Origin of the sequence: Bacillus sp. B25(2016b), assembly GCF_001679765.1 — a bacterium.
GTDB lineage: Bacteria > Bacillota > Bacilli > Bacillales > Bacillaceae_G > Bacillus_A > Bacillus_A thuringiensis_K.
This window is the reverse complement of the sequence record NZ_CP016285.1, coordinates 2,151,404-2,172,878: the sequence shown is the minus strand read 5'-3', so window position 1 is coordinate 2,172,878 and position 21,475 is coordinate 2,151,404. Positions and strand designations below refer to the sequence as shown.

The window sequence follows — 21,475 nt, the reverse complement described above, 5'->3', positions numbered from 1 at the left end:
CTTGGCTTTTTTAACTATGCATCCACCTTTTGTATTTCTTCACTCTTTCTTGAAAGTTTACCTGGCCAAAAAGCAAATCGGCCTAACACAACTGTAATTGCGGGTACAAGTAACGGTCTTACAATAAACGTATCTAGTAATACGCCAATTGCAGTTACAATACCAAATTGAACTAATACTTGAATTGGAAGTGTACCTAACACTGCAAAAGTTCCTGCTAAAATTAAACCTGCCGATGTAATAACACTACCTGTTTGTATTACACCATTTTTTACTGCATCCAAGTGATTTTGTGTCTTTCTGTTTTTCCATATTTCTGAAACCATAAAGATATTATAATCTTCACCTAAAGCAACTAAAAATACGAATGCGTACAACGGTATCGCACCTTGAATGGCCGGCGCTCCCATACCGTAATGAAGTAATATCCATCCTGCTCCTAACGCTGAGAAGAATGATAAGACAACAGTTACAATTAAATAAATCATCGCAACAACCGATCGTAAGTAGACAAGTAATAATAAAGCGATAATGCTAATCATTACTGGAATAATTACTGATTCATCACGTTCAGTAATTTGCTTTGTATCATATAATGAAGCTGTTTCTCCACCAATCCACAATTGCTCTTCAGCATTACTAATCCCAGCATCTTTTAATACTTTTTCTACATTACTTTTCAATTTAGGAATTTGATCTAACGCTTCAATTGAGTATGGATTTTCCGCTAAAGAAACTTCATACATTTGTATTTGCTTATTTTCTTTTCCCTCTTTTGGCTCTTTCACTGTATTTATGAAAGAAAATTTCTCTAGTTCTTGTTTAATAGGAAGCTCTTTTCCTTTCGTATCAACAACAACTTTTACTGGTGCTAGTTCACCAGCTGAGAAATGATCACTAATTAACGTAAACCCTTCGCGTGAAGGCATATCCTTTGGAAACGATTCTAATAAGTCATATGTGTATTGAATACGTGGTACGAACGAAGCCAATCCACCTAATACAAACACAGTTAGCATAATTATTGTCCACGGTCTTCGTACTACTACATCTCCAAGTTTTTTACTAAAGGAGCCTTTTGATTTTTCAACTTTTATAGCCCTCTTTTTCTTTCTTGCAAACTCCTCATTCATTGAAGTTGTTCTCGGTATAAACGGGAAAAATGCAATCCTACCGAAAATTAATAATAGTGCTGGTAAAATCGTTAAAGCCGCGATTCCCATTATAAATACAGCAACACTAAATGGTACTGCAAATCGATGAAAGGCACCATAATGAGCAAGTAATAATGTTCCCAAACCAAGTACAACAGTTAACGCACTCATTATAATTGCACCGCCAGAAGCTTTAATCGCAAGTTGTAATGCTTTATATTTACTTTCTTCTTCTAACAAGTACTCTCTATATCTCGAAATTAAAAATAGACAATAGTCCGTTCCAGCGCCAAACAATAATACTGTCATAATTGATATTGCTTGGGCATCTACTTTAATCCATCCGTGATCAGCTAAAAAACCGAGTGTAGGACTAATAATACCGTATGCAAAGCCAACAACAAGTATAGGTAAAATCGCTAAAATTGGTGAACGATACAGTAAAATTAACAAAACTAACACTAGTAGTACTGTAGCCACTAGCAATTTCACATCTGCTTGACTAAATAAACTAACTGCATCCGTTTGAATACCTACAGGTCCAGATAATCGAACATGTAAACCAGATTCACTTATTTTTTGTTTAAATGGATCTTCATCCACCTTACTATTCACTATTTCTCTAAACTCTTCAAGATTTCCTTTTAATATATCCGTACCAGCAGATTTATTAAAGAATACCGGTGTAACAAACGATGTACCATCTTTTGATGCACTTTTTGATAATACTTGCTCTGGGATTGTATCAAATGGTGGTAACGTTGATTGTTCTTTTAAAGGACTAACTTTTAACTCTTTATAAACGTCTTGTATGAGTTTATAATCCTGTGACTGTAATCCACCATCTCTATACCATACTACTAACAACGGATTCCCTGCATTATTCGGAAACTCTTTTTTCATAAGCGCTTCCGCTTGCTGTGACATAGCTGTTTCAGGTAAATTTTTTGGATTCGGTTCTTTCGTACTATTTACTTGTGGTAACGTAAATGAAAGTAATAATGTAATAAGAACCCACACCGATAAAGTGATCCATTGCGTATTTTTCCCTGCTACAAGCCTCCCTAACATATGTAACGGGTGCTTTTTCATAAAAACCCACCTTCCTTTTTTCCTTCATTATTAATTATATATACTGGTAGGTTAATTAATCAAGAATGATTGAAAATTATGTTATAATTATCTCAAGAATAAATGTCAGGAGCGAATGGATTTGGAACAAAAACAACGTCCTCTCGGAAGGCCACGGCAAAATAAAAATACAAAATCTACAAAAGAAACCATTTTAGAAGTGGCAACTCGCTTATTTCTTACACAAAATTATCAAGTCGTTTCTATGGATGAAGTCGCAAAAGTTTGTGGTGTTACGAAAGCAACCGTCTACTATTACTATTCAACAAAAGCCGATTTATTTACCGCTACTATGACCCAAATGATGATACGTATACGAGAGAATATGTCTCAAATACTCTCTACAAACAAAACTTTAGAAGAAAGATTATTAGACTTCGCCAAAGTTTACTTACACGCAACGATGGATATTGATATGAAAAATTTTATGAAAGATGCTAAACTGTCGTTATCTGAAGAACAATTGAAGGAATTAAAAAATGCTGAAAATAATATGTATGAAGTGCTAGAAAAAGCACTCGATACTGCGATGCACATGGGAGAAATTCCGAAAGGAAACGCTAAATTTGTGGCTCATGCTTTCGTATCTTTATTATCAATTGGGAATTTTAAAGATGAAAATCACAATCCTATTCTGGCAAATATAGATGAATTAGCACAAGAAATCGTTTCTTTTTATTGGAATGGGTTAGGTCATTCATATTAAACTGATTTACTTTAATAAAAGAGCATGTTTAATTTTTTCAAACATGCTCTTCTATAATTTATTTATATACTAATAACCAGATTATACTTCAACGTCACTTAACAAAAAACTCCATTTTAACTTTACAAATTTTGAAGTTGAACATTTATATTCTCCTTACTTAATCCCCCATGGTAACAAACTACAGATTCAATATGTAAATTTAAATACTTCTTCAAAGACTGCTTTGCTTCCTTAATATTTATAGTTGTTCGGGCGTGAATTCCTCCTAACATCCCATTCACACTATACATAGAGTCTCCTGCAATAAGAATTTTGCTTTGTTTCAAATATAAACTAATATGACCCGGAGTATGCCCTGGAGTATGAAGAATTAGTATTCCACCGCAATACGGAAGTTCTTGCCCGTCAATCACAGTATCACTCACTTTTCCTTTTGGTCGGTTCTCTACATTTCCGTCCTTCAATAAAGGTAAATCCCCCTCGATATATGGCTTATCTAGTTCGTGCGCATAAACTTTAATATTACTTCGACAGTGCTGCAACAATTCTGGAAGACTACCTATATGATCAATATCCTGATGCGTCAAAATCACGACTTTTAACTTATCAAATGATACCCCAACCTTTTCCATCTCTACTTGTATATCTTCAATTTGTCCTGGGAAACCCGTATCTATTAATACTGCCATTTCATCATTCCATAAAAGAATTGGATGAATAACAAATTCTTGAAATTCAAGTTGTAACATTTCTACTCCTGTAGCAATCTCCATACAGCCATTCTCCTTTATGTTGAAGTTTGAAAATATGTACGAGTAAACTGAAAATATAAAGTGAAACTTTAATCCGTGGGGTTTTACTACCCGACAAATAGCGGGATAAAGCACCTCTATCTTATAATATGTTTTGTCATCCCAATAGAGAATGCCTCAAACCCCATAGATTCATAGTAAGATTGCAATTTTTCTACACACATAAGTTGTGGAATAACCTTGTTTTGTTCACAGTGCTGGATTAATCGTTTCACTATTTCTTTTCCGATGCCACTAGACTGATATTTTGGCAATACACCAACTCCACAAATAATGCCTGTTATGACTCCATCTGATATGACACGCCCCATCCCTACTAACCTCTCATCATCAAAAACATAAATTGCATACCAACTTTGCTTACACATTCTTTCTAGCTCGTTAACCGTTAATTTAAGAGAATTCCATCCTAAAGATTCGTATAAGGATAATAATCCATTAAAATCTGCAGGATGTTCGCTTGTGTAGCGTATACTATTTTCCATGTAAATACTCCCTATTCTCTGGCTTGTTTATATTTCATAAAATTCCCTTTACACAAATCTGATCGATGTAAAAATAACTAGAACAAACTTCAATAAGAAAGATAGAATTCCTTCTCAATATAAAATAAAAAGAAGTTATCTCACTTAAGATAACTTCTTTTATATAAGACTCTCATTATATTATCAACCAAAAAATATACAACTGCATACGATTAGCACAAACAAAACTAATAAACCATTTGAGAAATAACCCATTGAATACTACCCCTTTATTAAATTATGTAAAAGATTTTATCATAAAATGATTTACAACTTAATAACTGAAAAAGACATTGTATTCATTAGTTATATACGTTTAGTAATATTTTATTTTCGGTTATATTCTCGTTGCCTAAAACCACTACTCAAACACATCGAATTCAATCCACATAACTTCAAAATCAATAAATTTATTTTTAAGTCATAGATGTTAATCTTAATAAAACAAAAGGCAGGAACATATTTGATATGTACAAAATGTTCCTGCTTTTTTATTATGGGGTACCAGTTCATAACCATCTAGCTAAAATTTTCATCACATCACAATTTTCTATGAAAATCCAATGCATTTTTGAAGAAAAATAACCCAAATAAAAAATTACAATAAGCTGCCCATAAGGATAGATTATTTATCTAATTATCGTCATAGGCAGTAAAATAATATCAAAAAAGGAGGGGGAATTAGTTTTTTATTTTCATAAACTTTAATAAATCATCGAAAACTTCTTGTTGATTTTGCCATAGTTCAGGCAAGTTATCTAGGGGAAAAAATTTTAGCTGTAAGCTTTCTTCGTTATCAGTATGTAATGTTCTATGAAAATCTTTACAAATATAAGTTAATTTCACTAAGGCAACTTGATCACCGTTAGATAGCTTTTTTTCGTATTTTTTTCCAGAATACACATTAAAAAATTCAAGTTTTCCTAATTTTAAACCAGTTTCTTCAAACACTTCTCTTCTTGCTGTATCTTCAACTGTCTCGCCAAATTCCATAAACCCGCCAGGATGTCCCCATTTCCCATTATCAGATCGTAATTGCAGAAGTACTTCATTCTTTTCATTCAACACAAAACAACCTGCGACCACCATAATTACTTTTTCATGTCCAACCATATTTCTTAAATAACTTATATAATCCATGTGTTTCAGCTCCAATATAAATAATTTCATAGAAAGTTATTTTGTCCCATTGCAGTACTGATTATCAGAAATGATGTTCCATAAAACACAATCAGGATGATATTCCTATATCATCCTGATTGTACCATTAGCAATTACACTTATAAACAATGAAAATAGGGATGAATACTTATTCATGACTGTTTAACATAACGTATCATTTTTGGTAGCAAGGAAAAGGAGGAACACTTACTCTCATAAGAATTCTTCCTTTTTTATTCTAGGGATCTATACATTTTTTATAAATTTCTATTCTGGTTCCATTTTATGGATCTCGTTTGTTATTGAATTATCCGAAAAACTGTATAAAATTTCGTATACTCTTAGCTTGAGGGTTTTCTGAAATACTAGCGATCCTCCCTATCGTTCCAAAAACTCAATAATCGTTTCACATACTTTATCCGTCTCCTCGATATCTGGGAAATGTCCACTATTTTCAAATATAACAAGTTTACCATTTTTCAATTGTCTCGTTATTCTATAACTCATTCCTACACCCGTGTTATAGTCATGCGCTCCAGCTATGACACACGTATCAATTTCTAAACCTTTAATACGCTCAATAAGCGGTAAAGATGATTTTGTTCCAAAAATAACTTTGCTCATCTTCCCTGTATTACTTAACTGACTTTCCTCCCAAAGACTCCGATTTAGCTTTGCAAATTCTTCATTTTTAAACAATAATCGATCTACAGCTTTTGTATCAACTATACTCCAAACTTGATTATACCTTTCTTTTAAAGGAATTTCTGACTTACTTATTATCAATATTTCTTCTTTCATTTCCCCTTTCGTTACTTGTAGAAAACCTTCTATCTGCACAGTATACATATCATTTAAATCATCTAACGATGGTGCTTGTAATACCATTTGTTCAACATTTTTCGGATATTTCAAAGCATACTCTAAACAAAGTTGCCCACCAAAAGAATATCCTAACAAATTTATCTTCTCTACATGTAATTGCTTTCTTAATTCCTCTAAATCTTCGACTAGAGTATTGATTGAGTACTCACCGTCATCCTGTGGTGCCTCACTTCTACCACATCCTCTTTGTTCATAATAAACAACAGTCATATTCTCTTCTAACCTCAACCCAAGTGTTCTTTCGAATACATAATGATTGCCACCTGGACCACCATGTGCAATAATGAGAGGAACTGTATTATGAGCTGCCCCTGCAACTTTACACCAATGCAATATCCCATTGATTTTCAAATAGTGTACACCATCCTGCAACATTAACTGATTCATTTATCCTCTCTCCTCATCGCTCACTTATTACTATCTAAATGTATAAGTTCTGACCATTCACACTTTTTCCCTTTATATTCTTTAGACACTATCCTCATTTATATGAATAGCTTTCTTATTCAAAAATAGATTTTTAAAAATTCCTACTCCCACAATTAATAAACCTATACCAACTAATTTATTTACTTGTAATGGAATACTCTCCATTCCAAATAATCCGAATGTATCAATGCATAACGCAACGACCAATTGAGTAATAAGACTAATTAGCACCGTATATGCTGGACCTAAGCTCTTTATTGCACCCATTATGCAAATAATTAACCCGATGCCAAACAGTCCACTTACATAAAACAAATAATTTGTAGTATACACTTTAATGTTACTACTGTTTTCTGTAATGATATAAAATAGAATAGAACTAATGAGACCTATTCCAAGGACACATGTAGTCGTTAACCACTGTCCTACATTTTCATTTACTTTTGCATTAAAAACAGATTGTAAGCTAATTAATATTCCTGCTAATATGGCTAAACTAAATCCAATCAAAATCTTCCTCTCCCTTTCATTGCTCATATATATTATCTTTAGCGACTTCCTTCATTCTAGAAAAATCCTTAATTACAATAACTCCATTACTCTTTTCAATTAGTTTTTCATTATAAAATCTTTGTAATACCCGAATTACGTGCCTATAACTTACCCCTATAAAATCTGCAATACTCGTTACCGAAGTTGCATCCAAATCCCCTTTATACATATTCCCGTTACTATCTGTTGAAATTGAAAGTAAATAACTAGCTACACGTACTTCTACAGGATACAGTAAATTAAGAGCAGTAAAACGAGTCGATATTTTTAACGTGTTCGCAATGTTTTCAAGCAAGAACTTCATAAATATAGGATCATGTAATAACTTGTTTCTAATAACCGTATTAGAAATAGAGATTGCTACAACATCTGAACAAGCTTCAACGACATTATGTGCTTTGCTATTTTGAATTAATTCAATATCACCAACAATGGCCAATGGATTGATAAAGCGAAGAATTAGTTTCTTCCCTTCAGGTGTAATCGTATAAACTTTTACTTTACCTTTAACAACAAAATATAAACGATCCATTTCGTCATCTATATTGCAAATAAGCTCGCCTTTTTCAAAGTGATTTATTTGAAAATAAGCTGTATCTATTTCTGAAAATACCTCGAGCGTTTTATTGTTTTTTAAATAATGCGTAATTAAACTTGATCTATCCCACATATTCATTTCCCCCTTTCATTTACATATTAAATAAAACAATACCTATAATCATTACTATTGTTCCCACAATATGATATCTCTCCATCTGTATCTTTTTTATATGAAACAGTCCTTTCATTTCAATAACTGTTGCCGTTAACAATTGAGCAACCATTAGTGTACCAGCTGTCAATGTAACTCCTAATGAATATATCGCCATAGTTTCTGCACAAATAATGAATCCACCAAATGAACCCGCTGCTAAATATACTTTTTTCACACTCTTTAAATCTGTTACTTTCTCTTCTTTCTTTAACAAAAATACAGTTGTTGCAATAATGAATCCAATTAAATGGGTTATAATACTCGTCGACCATATACCGATATGTGAACTAAGTTTCGCATTAAAGGTTCCTTGAAGTGTTATAAATATCCCCGCAAAAACAGCAAATATAATACCTTTCAAAAAATCATCTCCTCATCTTTTATTTCTGACTTAATTAAAAGCTATAATCCTATAATGGCAAAAGGACAAATGTCACATCACTATGAAAATAACTAGGAATGAACAAAAAACCACACCTCAAAAATGCGAGGTGTGGTTTTTATTTGTATATAATGTTTTTTAAATTACAATTACGCTACATTAAAAGATTTCTTTTTCATAACAAACTTTGCAAATAAGAAACGCACAAGCGGTCCCATAATAATTAATTGTAATGGATATGCCATTATGAAATTTTTAATAAAAATTGAAACATAAATTGAAACAAATGAATCTCCTTGTAGTCCACCATGTAAATGCATCATAGCCATACCGAAAAATGACATAAAGAACACCATTCCGATTACCATAGTTGTCGCCATCGCAACGATAATATTTATTTTCTTAGATTTATCAAATGGTAACATAAATACAATTTTTTTCGCACAAGGTCCAACGATACATATTTCAATTAATAGCGCAATAATATATCCAATCAATAGTTCTAATGCAATCTCTTTAATATAAATTGGTCCTCCTGCTTCATTCATTAGTAAATTGTAAAACGTCATTACGATAACCATCCCAAGGCACATCATCATGCCAAATTGGAGGTTTTCCTTTCTTGTTGTTGGCAAATTTCATCATCCTTTCTCTTTGATTCTTTGTCATTATATCGACATTGGAAACCCCTTCGTAAGTGAACATTTTGTGAACAAACTTAAAACGTTTTCATATATTCTCTTTACTTTCATCTCAAATTCTAACTTTTACTTATAAAGGTTTTATATATTTCGATGTTGAATTACTAAATTTAAACATTACTACTAGGAGGAGAACCATGAATGAACAAGAATTTTTCGTATATCATATCGTAACAAAGAAAAAAATGCATATCGGACAAATCATTCCTGTTAACAAAAATCAACACAATACTCTATATCACTTCTTTTTTGAAAGAGAACAATTAAATGCTAGTGGTGAAGATGGCATACAAATTTTAAATAATCACTATAAAAATGAAGAATTACATATAAATAATGAAAATGCTAAAGTAATTATGAGTTATATGGATCAAACAATTAGAGCAGTTAGAGAAACAATTGTAGAAATGGTTAGACTACAAGAATTCCCTAAATACCCTTCCAGGTTATCTTGCTTATATGCTGCTAAAAGCTATGAAGATGCTTTAAAATGGAAAGCATTATTTGATTCTTACAATCGAGAAGTTTTACAGATTGTTAAACTACGAGTAATCGGAAGTTCTTTTGAAGGTGACGGTAATCTTTTACCGAAAGAAGATGGTATTCCTTTTTCTCAAAAATTCGAACAAGCTAGAGAGTATTGGAAAGGAAATATTAGAAATGAGCTTCCTGAACTACTGATTAATGGAGAAATTGAAGTTGTGGAAATTATTGATGACTTCTCCTCAATTCATATTTAATTTCTAACTAAATCATATAGGATGGAGATTACAATGAAGAAAAAAGTGTACTTCAATCATGATGGCGGCGTAGATGATTTAATTTCATTATTTTTATTACTTCAAATGGAAAACGTTGAGCTTACCGGTGTATCTGTTATCCCAGCAGACTGCTATTTAGAACCCGCAATGTCTGCCAGTCGTAAAATTATCGATCGCTTCGGCAAAGGTAATATTGCCGTAGCCGCTTCAAACTCTCGCGGGCAAAACCCGTTTCCGAAAGACTGGCGGATGCATGCATTTTATGTAGATGCTTTACCAATTTTAAATGAGTCTGGAAAAGTTGTAACACCCGTGGCGACAAAACCTGCGCATCATCATTTAATAGAAACGCTTCTACAAACGGAAGAAAAAACAACTTTATTATTTACCGGGCCCCTAACTGACCTTGCTCGTGCATTATATGAAGCTCCCATAATCGAAGATCAAATTGAACGCCTTGTTTGGATGGGTGGTACATTTCTTAAAGCTGGCAATGTACATGAACCAGAGCATGATGGAACAGCTGAGTGGAATTCGTTTTGGGACCCTGAAGCGGTGGCTCGTGTATGGGATGCAAAAATTAAAATCGACTTAGTGACACTAGAAAGTACAAACCAAGTTCCGTTAACTATAAACATACGTGAACAGTGGGCAAAAGAGCGAAAGTATATTGGTATGGATTTCCTTGGTCAATGCTATGCAATGGTCCCCCCTCTCATTCACTTCTCAACGAACTCTACTTACTATTTATGGGATGTACTAACTACCGCTTTTGTCGGAAACACTAGCCTTGCAAAAACTGAAACGATTAATAGTATCGTTCATACATACGGACCAAGCCAAGGACGTACAGAGGAAACTACTGATGGACGACCTGTAAATGTCGTTTATGATGTAAAACATGATGTTTTCTTTGAGTATATTACTGAATTAGCAAAGAAAGCTTCTATCTGAACCCCTATAAAGTGATATAACTTCAGATAACGAGCCCTAATTTTAGAAATTGGTTGTAACTAGATATTTAACTATTAAAAAGAGTATTGAATTAAATTTCAATACTCTTTTTGTGCAATTTAATTATATTTGATTAATGTAGTGTCTTACAGATTATTCATTTCGTAACCATTGACAAAATACGTTATTGTTTCTAGCTCATCTTCATTCAATTCTCTATCTAGCTCTTGTTTATACGCTGCCTTTATCTTCTCTTCATCGCCTTTATAAGCTTCTGTATATGTTCCTACTGTTTTTAGCAAATGAATTTCTTGTAAAAACTCTTCTCGATTTATAGCTGTCCCATGAGAAAGAATATATGTCTCAGCATCAAATTTCTCTAATTCATCTATTAATGCAAACGTTCTTTTCGTCGTATAGTTCCACTTCGAAGAAAAAATATCTGCATATATACAGTCTCCTAAAAACAATATCTTTTCTTCTTTTATGTACATAACAACAGAATCATGTGCATGATCTCCGCCCACATGTTTTAACACGCATGTCACTTCACCAAGGTCTAATTCCATTTGACCCTGGAACGTTAAGGTTGGAGGAATAATGTTAATATTTCTCGCTTTTTCTTCAAACTCTTTCTTGATGCAATCCGCACAAAATTCAATTTCAGTACCCTCTTTTACGCGTGCATCCAACGCTTTATCTGTCCATTCATAAGATACTATTGCCTGCATTTCTTTTTTCGTTTCAGCGTGCGAAATAGTTAATGCATTCCTTAATACGGATAATCCAAAAATATGGTCCCAATGCCAATGCGTTAGTGCTACAAAATCAGGAATCGATACATTTTGTTCTTTTAACATTTCTAAAAATAATTGTGCATGTTCTTCTGAATTCCCTGCATCAATCATTAACGTTTTTTTTTGTCCAACGACCATTCCTAAGATAGGTCTATCTGTTTCAGAAACAGGTGTCATATACCAAAATGAGTTTCCTATTTTTTTAATTTGTTGCATAACCAATTCCCCTTTTCATTTTCTCACTTAAAATTAATATATAAATTATAACGAATCACTACTTTTTTCTCTATAATCAAACACAATTACTTGGACTAATCTAACTTTCCTTTTCGTAAGCTAAAAATAAGGGAATAGAATCGGAGTGTGATACTATGGAACGTTTATGGATTCCAATGATTGTAACATTTTTTTCGTTCGGTGGATTACTATTAGGAGGTGCTGTTGGAGTAGCAACACGCCAACTTATTGAAGAAAAGATGCATCGTTTATACGCATTATGTGGTGGTATTTTACTTGGGCTTTTATCCCTTGAAATTATTCCTGAAACATTTTCAAGCTACGAAATAGTTGGGCCTATACTTGGTATAGCTATCGGTATTTTAGTTATGAGCTTATTAGATAACTATTGTCACCATCCAATGATACATAAAAAAGATCAACAAGCATGGCAAACCTTCCTTTTTCTCTCTTTCGCTATATTTATTCATAATATACCTAGTGGATTTGCGTTAGGTACAGCTTTTATAAATCATAATGACTCTGCCATTCCCTTTTTAATAGCAATTGTCGTTCACCATATTCCAGAAGGATTAGCTTTAATTATTCCATTTCTTTTTACAAAACATAAATATATTTCCTTTTTATTAACGACTTTATTACTTTCTCTTATTCTCGGTACTGGCACAGTTTTTGGAATTTTGATGGAAGGAAAAGCTCTTCACCTGCAAGGCCTCATTATGGGAAGTGCTATCGGTTCACTTGGATATGTCACAATTCATGAAATGCTTTGGAAAGCTAAGAAACAGCTCTCTTTCCTTACATTTCTAATGTGGGCAACTAGTGGTTTTCTCCTAATAATAGCGTTTACTCTACTAGCTGGACATCACTAAATTAAACAAAAAAGATAGCTGAAAACAATTTGTTTTCAGCTATCTTTTTTATTCTTTCTATCTCTCTATAGAAAGAATGATTCCAGCAATTATAGAACTAATTCGCTCTAAAATATTCCCTAGAAAAAACGTGCATACACTTTGTTTCCAACTAACTGTAGTATTTCTTTCATACTTCAGATCGTTTCTCTTACTAAAACATTATCATTTTAGTAATTTATTAGAAATAATATTATATTTTTCAACCATTATCCAATCTTTTCCTTATTTATAAAAAACATAAAAAAGAGCCCTTATTCTCAACACAAGGACTCTTTTCATAAACTATTTAGCTACTTCTTCTTTCGGCATTACCATACCTTTATAAAGTTGAACAGTTATCCAGTAATACATAAAATAAATGACTAAGAAGATTCCTATTGGCACCCACACTTTCACAAACGGGTCAACTAATATAAAGCTGAATAAGTTAAGCCCAACTAAAACGTGAGAAATGCCAATGATCGCTGGGAAGATAAATAAATACGAAATTTCTTTATATATACTTTTCGTTAACATACTGCGTCTTACACCGATTTTTCGTAACATTTCATAACGGCGTACATCACGAGAAGCACCTGTTAATATTTTGAACATAAGGGAACTCGCCATCATTGCTAAAAAGGCAATTCCGAGGAAAAATCCCATAAACATTGTTCCGCTCATGAAACTGCTCGTTAACTGATAAATTGTCATTTTCGTAAATATGTCTACTTTTGTACCTGTTGTTTTTTCAATTTGTTCTTTTTGTCTCTTATCTATTTCAATCAATAACGGTTTATACTTTTTCATATCATCTACTTTTGCTAATGTTACAGTGTGTTCTGTTCCTTGAATTCCTTTATAATGCGCTTCATCTGCAATTCTTACAGGTTTTCCGTTGAATTGATTATGTGTAATTTGTATCTCTCTTACAATCGCATCTTCCCAATCTTTTGGCATACGAGGAAATTTTGCTACTTCAGGAGCTTCCAAAGCAGAATATATAGGTTCAGTTAAAGGTTCAGCCACCCGTTTACGCGCAGGCTCTTTTAAAGTTTTCGTATCAAAACGTTCGGAAATTAGTGGTGGTTTCGCTGTTAAATCATTACGTAAGTAATAAACCGCTTCCCCATCTACTTTATAGTTGTACTTGCTTTCTTCAACAATTTCCATTTCTTTTAAGGCCGCTTTATCTTGATCATTTGGATCATGAATTACGACATCATATACACGAGAAAGGTCTGTCATAATACCTACATTTTTTTGGAAAGCCATACCTGCCGTCATCGCACCTGCGCCTAATGCAATTAACATCGCTACAGTACCTAATACTCTCGATAAACTATTTACTCGAAAGCGTAGCTGTGCATATGTAAAACTATTTAAGCCCGTTTCATTTCGTTTTTTATTCCCCTTAATTTTCATCACAAAAAATGGGAGTAATGAACTAAAGATAAAATATGTTCCAAGTGTTGTAACGATGGTTGCTATAATAAAACCTAATTCAGCATATATTTTTACATTGATCATAAAATAGTACCCTGTACTTACTAGTAATACACCAAGTACTGTCATTATTATAATGCGAGTTTTACTTTTCTTCACTTCATCTAGTGTTTCATCTTCACGAATTAACTCTAGTTCAGTTTTACGTAACAATCGGACACCGTTCATTAAGCCAGTAATGAAAAATAGTATTAAGAAGAAAATAGCTGTAACTAAAATTGCTGGTGTGTATACAGATGCATAACTACCTTTTGCTGAAATTTCCATTCCATTCATTAAAAAGTTTCCTGCTACACTTGCAAGTAACATCCCTACTAAAATACCGATAATAATACTGACAATACCCATACCGAATGTTTCAATAAATAATAACTGTGCTACTTTTTTCTTTTTTGCACCAAGCATCATGTACATACCGAGTTCTTTTCTTCTTAACGTGAGTAAGAAAGAGTTGGCATATATAATATAAAATACAGTAATGAAAGATAATAGTATTGCACCTACCCAAAAGACGAGTCTAATACTACTAATTAGGCTATTATCTTTCGTAAATTCACTATTCATCGCCATCGTTTGGAACATGTAGAAAATACTAATACTAATAACGAGGCCAATAAGTAAAACCATATAATCTTTTAACATCTTTTTCATACTATGACGTGATAATTTAAATAACATAGTTTCGCCCCCTACTTAGACTCAGCAGCTGAGCCCATATGAGCGAGCACACCTAAAATGTCTTGATAGAAATTCTCTCGAGTGCCTTGACGATTTAATTCTTTATAAAGAAGACCATCTTGAATAAATAAAATACGCTCACAATAACTTGCACTAAATGCATCGTGTGTAACCATTAAAATACTTACATTGTGATTTTCATGTAAATCTTGCATCGCTTCTAATAAACTTTTTGCATTTTTACTATCAAGCGCTCCTGTCGGTTCATCTGCTAATACAATTACTGGATTATGTACTAAAGCTCGTGCTGCCGCTGTTCTTTGCTTTTGTCCTCCAGAAACAGCCGTCGGATATTTTTTTAAAATTTCAGTGATGCCTAATTTCTTCGCAACGTCATTTACCTTCCCAGTAATCTCACTTGATGGTACGCCTTGCAAAGAAAGTGGTAAAGCTATATTTTCATAAATTGATAAGTTTTCTAGTAGATTAAAATCTTGAAAAATGAAACCTAATTTTTGAGAGCGAAAATCAGATAACGCATTGCCCTTCATAGAAGTAATATTTGTACCAGCTATCGTCACACTACCACCTGTCGCTTGGTCAAGTGTACTTATCACATTAAGTAACGTCGTTTTTCCAGACCCAGAAGGTCCCATGATCCCGACAAATTCTCCTTCTTTAATACTTAACGATACACCCCTTAATGCTTTTGACTGATTCTCATTTCTTTTTCCATACGTTTTTTCTACACTTTCTACAGTAACTACATTTGCTGACATCTCTTTCACTCCATCCCTTTTGTATAAAATTAATTTCTCACATATTTCTTATTATTTTGTCATGTAAATCCTTAATAATTTTTTAATTATTCATTCAATAAGAGTTACACCCTTAACATGAATCTATTTCCTATTTCCTACTTCATATTCTCATTTTTCTACAACTCGTTCCCTCGATTTCGCTTACATTTACCTTACATTTTTGTAAGATAAAAAAGAACACACACTAATTTCTAAGAGTGTGTGTTCTTTACAATCAATATTTTCTATTCTTTATTTCCTCTTCAATACTTGCCACAAACACATCTAGCGCAACAACTTCTGACTTCTCTTCCCCATATTTACGTACATTTACAGCTCCTTTTTCCATTTCCTTATCGCCAATAACAAGAACATACGGTACTTTTTGCATTTGTACTTCTCTTATTTTATATCCTAGTTTTTCATCTCGTGCATCTTGTTCAACACGAATCCCAGCTTGTGCTAATTTATGTGCAACCTCACTGGCATATTGTTCATGTACTGCATTTGAAACTGGAATTACTTTCACTTGAACTGGTGCTACCCATGCCGGGAACGCACCTCCAAAGTGCTCAATTAATATTGCTAAGAAGCGATCTAATGAACCTAAAACTGCCCGATGAATAACAACTGGTCTTTTCTTTTCATTATTTTCATCTATATAATTTAAATCAAATTTCTCTGGCATTTGGAAATCAAGCTGGATTGTTCCGCACTGGTGACTTCTATTTAAAGCATCTTTAATATGAAAATCAATTTTCGGCCCGTAAAATGCACCGTCACCTTCATTTAGTCTATATTTATAATTTAGCGATTGTAATACATTTTCTAATGCTGCTTCTGCTTGCTCCCATAATTTATCATCACCCATTGAATCTTCTGGACGAGTAGAAAGCTCTACTTCATATTCGAATCCAAAAGTTTTATATACGTAATCAATTTGCGCCATTACTGATTTAATTTCATCTTCAATTTGTTTTGGAGTTACAAATAAATGTGCATCATCTTGGCAGAAAGTACGTACTCTTAATAACCCGTTTAATGCACCACTAAATTCATGGCGATGTACTTGACCAAATTCACACATACGAATCGGTAATTCACGATAAGAATGCAATTTATTTTTAAACATAAGCATGTGCCCTGGACAGTTCATCGGTTTTAATGCAAAACTTTTATTATCTACTTCAGAGAAATACATATTATCTTTATAATGTCCCCAGTGCCCTGATCTCTCCCATACTTCTTGGTTCATCATGAACGGAGTGCGTACTTCTTGATACTTATACTCTTTTTGAATTTCTCTTAAAAATGCTTCCAATTCGTTACGAATCATTTGTCCTTTCGGTAAATAAAATGGCATCCCCGGAGCCTCTTCAGAAAACATAAATAACTCAAGCTCACTGCCTAACTTACGATGATTTCTTTTTGCTGCTTCTTCAACGAAATGTAAATACTCTTCTAATTCTTTTTGAGAAGAGAATGCAACGCCATATATACGCTGAAGCACTTGGTTATTACTATCACCTCGCCAATATGCACCGGAAACGTGAGTTAATTGAAATGCTTTCAAATAACCTGTAGATGGTAAATGTGGTCCTCTACATAAATCTACAAATTCCCCTTGTTTATATAGTGTTACACTTTCCCCACTAGGAATTGCTTCTAAAAGTTCTAATTTCAAGAGATCGTTCATTTCTTGAAACAGTTTAGCTGCTTCTTCTCGAGAAACCTCAACTCGTTCTATCTTTATATTTTCATTTGTGATCTTTTTCATTTCTTTTTCGATTTTTCGTAAATCTTCCATGTTTACACTACTTGGAAGATCCATATCATAATAAAATCCATTTTCAATAACAGGCCCTACTCCAAGATTTATATCACCATACATTCTTTTTACAGCTTGCGCTAAAATATGTGCTGCTGAGTGTCTTGCAATTTCTACCCCTTCATTTGAATCTATAGTAATGATTTCCACTTCCGCATTTTCTTCAATATTTCGGCGTAAATCATATAATCCATCATTTACTTTCCCCGCGACTGCTTTCTTTTTCAAACTACTGCTAATGGATCCCGCAATTTCTTCTAAAGTAATTCCTTTTACAAATTCTTTCACGCTACCATCTGGAAATTTAATTTCAATCATTTGTTCTTTCATTTTTCATCTCTCCATTTCATAATAAAAAGCACACTCATCCCTAAAATAGGGACGAGCGTGCTTATACCCGTGGTTCCACCCAGATTCCCATTGTGAACAAACAATGGCTTCTTTTACGGTAACGTCGTTTATACGGCACTAGATACTTAATTTCCCCAGTGCAGCTCTAAGGTGGTAAGTTATTTTTCTGCGTTAGGAAGTTCTCAGCTTTCCTTCCTTCTCTGTATAACCGGGGAAAATAACTCGTGTCCTTTTCTTCGCTTATTATGAAATTGAATGCAAAAAAAGCATATTCATCCCTAAATATAGGGACGAATATGCTTATATCCGTGGTTCCACCCAGATTCCCATCACAAAAAACATAATGGCTTCTTTTGCGATAACGTCGCTTACACGGCACTAGATACTTCGTTTCCCTAGTGCAGCTCTAAGGTGGTAAGTTATTTTTCTGCGTTAGGAAGTTCTCAGCTTTCCTTCCTTCTCTGTATAACCGGGGAAAATAACTCGTGTCCTTTTCTTCGCTTTTGTAAAACATCCATTTATTGTTATTTAATATATCTTATTCATTTTATTTTTGCAAGTGTTTAAAAAAATTATTTATTTAATTTAAAAAAGTTAAACCAAATTTTTTTGGTTTCACTTCACAATTTTACCAATCTTGTGGTTCGTAATTTAAGTCTGCAAATAGACGTCTTTTCTCTTTCTTCGTTAAATCTCTCCACTGTCCAACGGGTAAATTATTCAATTCAATATTCATAATTCTCGTACGTTTTAACGTGTATACTTGATAACCTAAAGCTTCACACATACGACGAATTTGACGATTTAGCCCTTGTGTTAAAATAATTTTGAACTCATATTTTGATAACTGTGTGATCTCACAAGGAAGTGTTTTCGTTCCTAAAATTTTCACACCAGCTGCCATTTTTTCTAAGAAATCAGGGGTAATAGGCTTATCTACTGAAACGATATATTCTTTCTCATGTTTATTTTCAGCACGTAAAATTTCATTAACAATATCACCATCATTCGTTAACAAAATTAAACCGTCTGAGTCTTTATCAAGACGACCAATGTGACTAATTCGTAAAGGATGGTTCACTAAATCGATAATATTACCTTTTACAGCTTTTTCACTGGTACATGTAATACCTACTGGTTTATTTAAAGCGATATATACATGATCTCGAACAATTCGAAGCTGCTCTCCATTTACTCGTACATCATCACCTGGGTTCACTTGGTCACCAATTTTTGCAACCTTACCGTTAATAATTACTCTTCTCTCATTAATTAGTTTATCCGCTCCACGTCGAGACGCTTTTCCAGCTTCACTAATAAATTTATTGATACGCAAATTAGGCACATCCTTTTCTAAAAAAATTTCAAGCTCACACTGCTTCTACCGTACAATACAAAAGGGTAAGCCTCCTATTATAACTTAAATATATTAACATGAAAGGGTATATAACGTCTTCTATTAATTACTTGTTTATAAGAAAATATCTTTATTATACATTCATTTATGCACTTTTTCTTTGTTTAATATACAAGCCATTCTTCCTTACATACAGCTTGTTTTCCTTTTATCTCTTCTGTATCTTCATGAATATTAGCTAATTTATATAAATCTGGGAAAATCTCTTCCACATAATGTTGATGCGTCTTTTCATCTTTCCAATACGTTAACACTATGTAACGATTTTCATTTTTTAAAGACTTCCCAACTACTCCACCTAACATTCCTTTTGCTTTTTCCATTCCTTTATTCCAAATTGTTTCTTGCTTATGTAAAAAATGATTTTCCTTTTCCACCTTTACATCACATATAGCAACTCTTACGAATGATCCTTCTGTAACAACGTCTTTTAAATGCGTATCAGTTATATCATACAACGTTTGAAATAATTCAATTTCACATGAAAGAAACGTATCCTCTTGATTACTATTTAAATAAATTGTATCGTGAGCACCATTCATAAATGATTGATATGCATTTCGATTTTCCCATAAAGTAAATACACATGCCTCATCTTTATTCCATCCACCAAATTGTCCATGAAATCCATCTAGATGCTGTATATCGCGCCATTTTTCTTGTGCGTTTGAAAATAACTCTTTTTTCTCTTCTTCCACTTCACAGTAAATTGTTTTTAGTAACATTTTTAATTCCCCCCTTAAGATATAATTTATCTTCCACTTACAACTTTTAATTTACATAATGTTTTTATGGTCTCTTCGATGCTTTTTATCAACATATAGAACTTATCATATTTATCACTACATCTATCAAACCATCTATCTAATTTTATTTCAAATAATTCAGAATCAAAAAAAGATGTAACCCTTAACGAATTACATCTTTATCTTATCTCCCATATTCACCTTTTTCTCAAATAAATAAAACGTTAGTTCTCCCGGATAATGTATTACAGTTACATTCCTCTCCCCTTTTTTAAAAGTAACAGTATGCCCGTTTTCCCCTAAGCTCTCCCATCCACTGGCCTTTGTAATAGGCATTACACTTATATATTGATAGTCCTCTTCCTTATCATCGTTAATATGAATTGCTGACATTGGTACTGGAAAACCTTTAATTTTAGATTCTTTATCCATAAATATGAATGCAATTAAAACAACTAATAACATAGCCATTGAAATATTTGAAACTAGTTTTCTTCTATTCATTTTCACTAAAAACCCTCTTTTCTCGCATATAACTTTCATCATTTTACTAACTTTAATTATTTATGTATAGAAAAGAAATAATTTAAATTATTTCTAGCCTATTTTCTCTACTTTAAGCAACATTATTGTTATATATTATAATTATAAGTTTTTAAATTTTGGAGGCGTTACATATTGCAGAAATTACTTTTTACTAAATGGACAGTTGTTATTTCTATTTTCATCATTTTCGGTACGATTCTCTACGCTACTAATGTTAAAAATAACAATGAAAAAGCAACTGTAGAAACAGCGGAGACAAAAACTTTCAAAACTAAATTACAGCCTAAAATCAATGAATTGACTACTCATTATAATGACATCATCGAAAAAGATTGGTTACCTGCCTGGGAAGAGATTCACACGAATGGAGATTCAGTAGATCGAAATAAACTATTAGTTACAATGAGTGCTGTTTCCAAGCAGTACGAAACAATTATGAACGAAATAGACACGCTTAAAATTGAAGAAAACATAACAGATATAGATATACAAAAACAACTACTTCAGTTCACAACTCAGTTTAAATCCGCATCAAATTTCATGAAAAATGCAGCAAATTTAATTATAGACGGAGCAAATAACTCTACTCCAACCGATGAAACTATTGAAAAAACAAAACAAGCTTTAGGACTTGCGGATCAACATATTGTCATCGCTTTCTCTACTTTAAATGAAGTTAAAGATAAATTAGGAATTACAAAAAAATAAAACTATTTACTATTTTAAAATAAAAAATGATTGCAATTCACAATTTGTATGTCTATAAT

21 protein-coding genes and 2 other annotated features are annotated in these 21,475 nt (G+C 32.8%); of the genes, 5 read left to right on the top strand and 16 right to left on the bottom strand.

Annotated elements, in window-relative coordinates; translation table 11 throughout:
• Window positions 1–14 precede the first annotated feature (14 nt).
• Window positions 15–2,246 (bottom strand): MMPL family transporter, encoded by a 2,232-nt coding sequence (locus tag BAQ53_RS11165; RefSeq protein WP_208906853.1) that lies wholly within the window; start codon window positions 2,244–2,246, stop codon window positions 15–17.
• A 121-nt stretch (window positions 2,247–2,367) separates the two neighbouring features.
• On the opposite strand from BAQ53_RS11165, the gene BAQ53_RS11160 reads away from it, so the two are divergent.
• Window positions 2,368–2,991: a TetR/AcrR family transcriptional regulator gene (locus BAQ53_RS11160; RefSeq protein WP_000436039.1), complete on the top strand. Its 624-nt coding sequence runs from the start codon at window positions 2,368–2,370 to the stop codon at window positions 2,989–2,991.
• Between the two features lie 122 nt (window positions 2,992–3,113).
• Here the strand turns inward: BAQ53_RS11160 and BAQ53_RS11155 are convergent, their stop codons facing one another.
• The 8 genes from BAQ53_RS11155 to BAQ53_RS11120 form a co-directional block, all read right to left on the bottom strand.
• Window positions 3,114–3,767 (bottom strand): MBL fold metallo-hydrolase, encoded by a 654-nt coding sequence (locus BAQ53_RS11155; RefSeq protein ID WP_208906852.1) that lies wholly within the window; start codon window positions 3,765–3,767, stop codon window positions 3,114–3,116.
• 116 nt (window positions 3,768–3,883) lie between these two features.
• A complete protein-coding gene (locus BAQ53_RS11150; RefSeq protein ID WP_208906851.1) occupies window positions 3,884–4,291 on the bottom strand; it encodes a GNAT family N-acetyltransferase in 408 nt (135 codons plus the stop codon).
• 720 nt (window positions 4,292–5,011) lie between these two features.
• Complete coding sequence (locus BAQ53_RS11145) at window positions 5,012–5,470, bottom strand: NUDIX hydrolase (RefSeq protein ID WP_208906850.1); 459 nt, start codon at window positions 5,468–5,470, stop codon at window positions 5,012–5,014.
• A gap of 399 nt (window positions 5,471–5,869) precedes the next feature.
• Window positions 5,870–6,763, bottom strand: a complete 894-nt coding sequence (locus tag BAQ53_RS11140) for an alpha/beta fold hydrolase (protein ID WP_208906849.1) — start codon at window positions 6,761–6,763, stop codon at window positions 5,870–5,872.
• An 81-nt stretch (window positions 6,764–6,844) separates the two neighbouring features.
• Entirely contained in the window at window positions 6,845–7,315 is a 471-nt protein-coding gene (locus tag BAQ53_RS11135; RefSeq protein ID WP_061884138.1) for a DMT family transporter, read from the bottom strand.
• A gap of 16 nt (window positions 7,316–7,331) precedes the next feature.
• The gene (locus tag BAQ53_RS11130) at window positions 7,332–8,027 is read right to left on the bottom strand and encodes a Crp/Fnr family transcriptional regulator (protein WP_000263514.1); all 696 of its coding nucleotides are present in this window, start codon (window positions 8,025–8,027) and stop codon (window positions 7,332–7,334) included.
• Window positions 8,028–8,046: 19 nt separating this feature from the next.
• Complete coding sequence (locus BAQ53_RS11125; RefSeq protein ID WP_046946318.1) at window positions 8,047–8,472, bottom strand: DMT family transporter; 426 nt, start codon at window positions 8,470–8,472, stop codon at window positions 8,047–8,049.
• A gap of 170 nt (window positions 8,473–8,642) precedes the next feature.
• On the bottom strand, window positions 8,643–9,128 hold the full coding sequence (locus BAQ53_RS11120; RefSeq protein ID WP_046946319.1) for a DUF2798 domain-containing protein: 486 nt from the start codon (window positions 9,126–9,128) through the stop codon (window positions 8,643–8,645).
• 203 nt (window positions 9,129–9,331) lie between these two features.
• On the opposite strand from BAQ53_RS11120, the gene BAQ53_RS11115 reads away from it, so the two are divergent.
• Both BAQ53_RS11115 and BAQ53_RS11110 read left to right on the top strand, forming a co-directional pair.
• The gene (locus BAQ53_RS11115) at window positions 9,332–9,934 is read left to right on the top strand and encodes a DUF2441 domain-containing protein (RefSeq protein WP_001005206.1); all 603 of its coding nucleotides are present in this window, start codon (window positions 9,332–9,334) and stop codon (window positions 9,932–9,934) included.
• A gap of 21 nt (window positions 9,935–9,955) precedes the next feature.
• Window positions 9,956–10,909, top strand: a complete 954-nt coding sequence (locus BAQ53_RS11110) for a nucleoside hydrolase (RefSeq protein ID WP_208906848.1) — start codon at window positions 9,956–9,958, stop codon at window positions 10,907–10,909.
• A gap of 146 nt (window positions 10,910–11,055) precedes the next feature.
• Here the strand turns inward: BAQ53_RS11110 and BAQ53_RS11105 are convergent, their stop codons facing one another.
• Complete coding sequence (locus BAQ53_RS11105; protein ID WP_089148500.1) at window positions 11,056–11,922, bottom strand: MBL fold metallo-hydrolase; 867 nt, start codon at window positions 11,920–11,922, stop codon at window positions 11,056–11,058.
• Between the two features lie 155 nt (window positions 11,923–12,077).
• Between BAQ53_RS11105 and BAQ53_RS11100 the strand changes: the two genes are divergently transcribed.
• Window positions 12,078–12,815 (top strand): ZIP family metal transporter, encoded by a 738-nt coding sequence (locus BAQ53_RS11100; RefSeq protein ID WP_046946324.1) that lies wholly within the window; start codon window positions 12,078–12,080, stop codon window positions 12,813–12,815.
• A 324-nt stretch (window positions 12,816–13,139) separates the two neighbouring features.
• Here the strand turns inward: BAQ53_RS11100 and BAQ53_RS11095 are convergent, their stop codons facing one another.
• The 6 genes from BAQ53_RS11095 to BAQ53_RS11070 form a co-directional block, all read right to left on the bottom strand.
• Window positions 13,140–15,020: an FtsX-like permease family protein gene (locus tag BAQ53_RS11095; protein ID WP_000897851.1), complete on the bottom strand. Its 1,881-nt coding sequence runs from the start codon at window positions 15,018–15,020 to the stop codon at window positions 13,140–13,142.
• Between the two features lie 11 nt (window positions 15,021–15,031).
• The gene (locus tag BAQ53_RS11090; protein WP_208906847.1) at window positions 15,032–15,799 is read right to left on the bottom strand and encodes an ABC transporter ATP-binding protein; all 768 of its coding nucleotides are present in this window, start codon (window positions 15,797–15,799) and stop codon (window positions 15,032–15,034) included.
• Window positions 15,800–16,055: 256 nt separating this feature from the next.
• Window positions 16,056–17,978, bottom strand: coding sequence for a threonine--tRNA ligase (gene thrS, locus BAQ53_RS11085; protein ID WP_000663060.1), 1,923 nt, complete (start codon window positions 17,976–17,978; stop codon window positions 16,056–16,058).
• Window positions 17,979–18,022: 44 nt separating this feature from the next.
• Window positions 18,023–18,245: a binding site (T-box leader), on the bottom strand.
• 37 nt (window positions 18,246–18,282) lie between these two features.
• Window positions 18,283–18,506: a binding site (T-box leader), on the bottom strand.
• 121 nt (window positions 18,507–18,627) lie between these two features.
• The gene (locus tag BAQ53_RS11080; protein WP_208906846.1) at window positions 18,628–19,335 is read right to left on the bottom strand and encodes a pseudouridine synthase; all 708 of its coding nucleotides are present in this window, start codon (window positions 19,333–19,335) and stop codon (window positions 18,628–18,630) included.
• Window positions 19,336–19,520: 185 nt separating this feature from the next.
• A complete protein-coding gene (locus BAQ53_RS11075; RefSeq protein WP_000925137.1) occupies window positions 19,521–20,141 on the bottom strand; it encodes a YdbC family protein in 621 nt (206 codons plus the stop codon).
• A 192-nt stretch (window positions 20,142–20,333) separates the two neighbouring features.
• Window positions 20,334–20,708, bottom strand: coding sequence for a hypothetical protein (locus tag BAQ53_RS11070; RefSeq protein ID WP_139032744.1), 375 nt, complete (start codon window positions 20,706–20,708; stop codon window positions 20,334–20,336).
• Between the two features lie 132 nt (window positions 20,709–20,840).
• Between BAQ53_RS11070 and BAQ53_RS11065 the strand changes: the two genes are divergently transcribed.
• Window positions 20,841–21,416, top strand: a complete 576-nt coding sequence (locus tag BAQ53_RS11065; RefSeq protein ID WP_151522207.1) for a hypothetical protein — start codon at window positions 20,841–20,843, stop codon at window positions 21,414–21,416.
• The last annotated feature ends 59 nt before the right edge of the window (window positions 21,417–21,475 follow it).

Excerpts from the sequence above, each read along its gene's own strand:
- BAQ53_RS11110 (WP_208906848.1), top strand. The coding sequence starts at position 9,956 with ATGGAGATTACAATGAAGAAAAAAGTGTACTTCAATCATGATGGCGGC.
- BAQ53_RS11130 (WP_000263514.1), bottom strand. The coding sequence starts at position 8,027 with ATGTGGGATAGATCAAGTTTAATTACGCATTATTTAAAAAACAATAAA.
- BAQ53_RS11105 (WP_089148500.1), bottom strand. The coding sequence starts at position 11,922 with ATGCAACAAATTAAAAAAATAGGAAACTCATTTTGGTATATGACACCT.
- BAQ53_RS11165 (WP_208906853.1), bottom strand. The coding sequence starts at position 2,246 with ATGAAAAAGCACCCGTTACATATGTTAGGGAGGCTTGTAGCAGGGAAA.
- BAQ53_RS11090 (WP_208906847.1), bottom strand. The coding sequence starts at position 15,799 with ATGTCAGCAAATGTAGTTACTGTAGAAAGTGTAGAAAAAACGTATGGA.
- BAQ53_RS11095 (WP_000897851.1), bottom strand. The coding sequence starts at position 15,020 with ATGTTATTTAAATTATCACGTCATAGTATGAAAAAGATGTTAAAAGAT.
- BAQ53_RS11150 (WP_208906851.1), bottom strand. The coding sequence starts at position 4,291 with ATGGAAAATAGTATACGCTACACAAGCGAACATCCTGCAGATTTTAAT.
- BAQ53_RS11115 (WP_001005206.1), top strand. The coding sequence starts at position 9,332 with ATGAATGAACAAGAATTTTTCGTATATCATATCGTAACAAAGAAAAAA.
- BAQ53_RS11145 (WP_208906850.1), bottom strand. The coding sequence starts at position 5,470 with ATGGATTATATAAGTTATTTAAGAAATATGGTTGGACATGAAAAAGTA.
- BAQ53_RS11155 (WP_208906852.1), bottom strand. The coding sequence starts at position 3,767 with ATGGAGATTGCTACAGGAGTAGAAATGTTACAACTTGAATTTCAAGAA.
- BAQ53_RS11140 (WP_208906849.1), bottom strand. The coding sequence starts at position 6,763 with ATGAATCAGTTAATGTTGCAGGATGGTGTACACTATTTGAAAATCAAT.
- thrS (WP_000663060.1), bottom strand. The coding sequence starts at position 17,978 with ATGAAAGAACAAATGATTGAAATTAAATTTCCAGATGGTAGCGTGAAA.
- BAQ53_RS11075 (WP_000925137.1), bottom strand. The coding sequence starts at position 20,141 with ATGTTACTAAAAACAATTTACTGTGAAGTGGAAGAAGAGAAAAAAGAG.
- BAQ53_RS11100 (WP_046946324.1), top strand. The coding sequence starts at position 12,078 with ATGGAACGTTTATGGATTCCAATGATTGTAACATTTTTTTCGTTCGGT.
- BAQ53_RS11070 (WP_139032744.1), bottom strand. The coding sequence starts at position 20,708 with ATGATGAAAGTTATATGCGAGAAAAGAGGGTTTTTAGTGAAAATGAAT.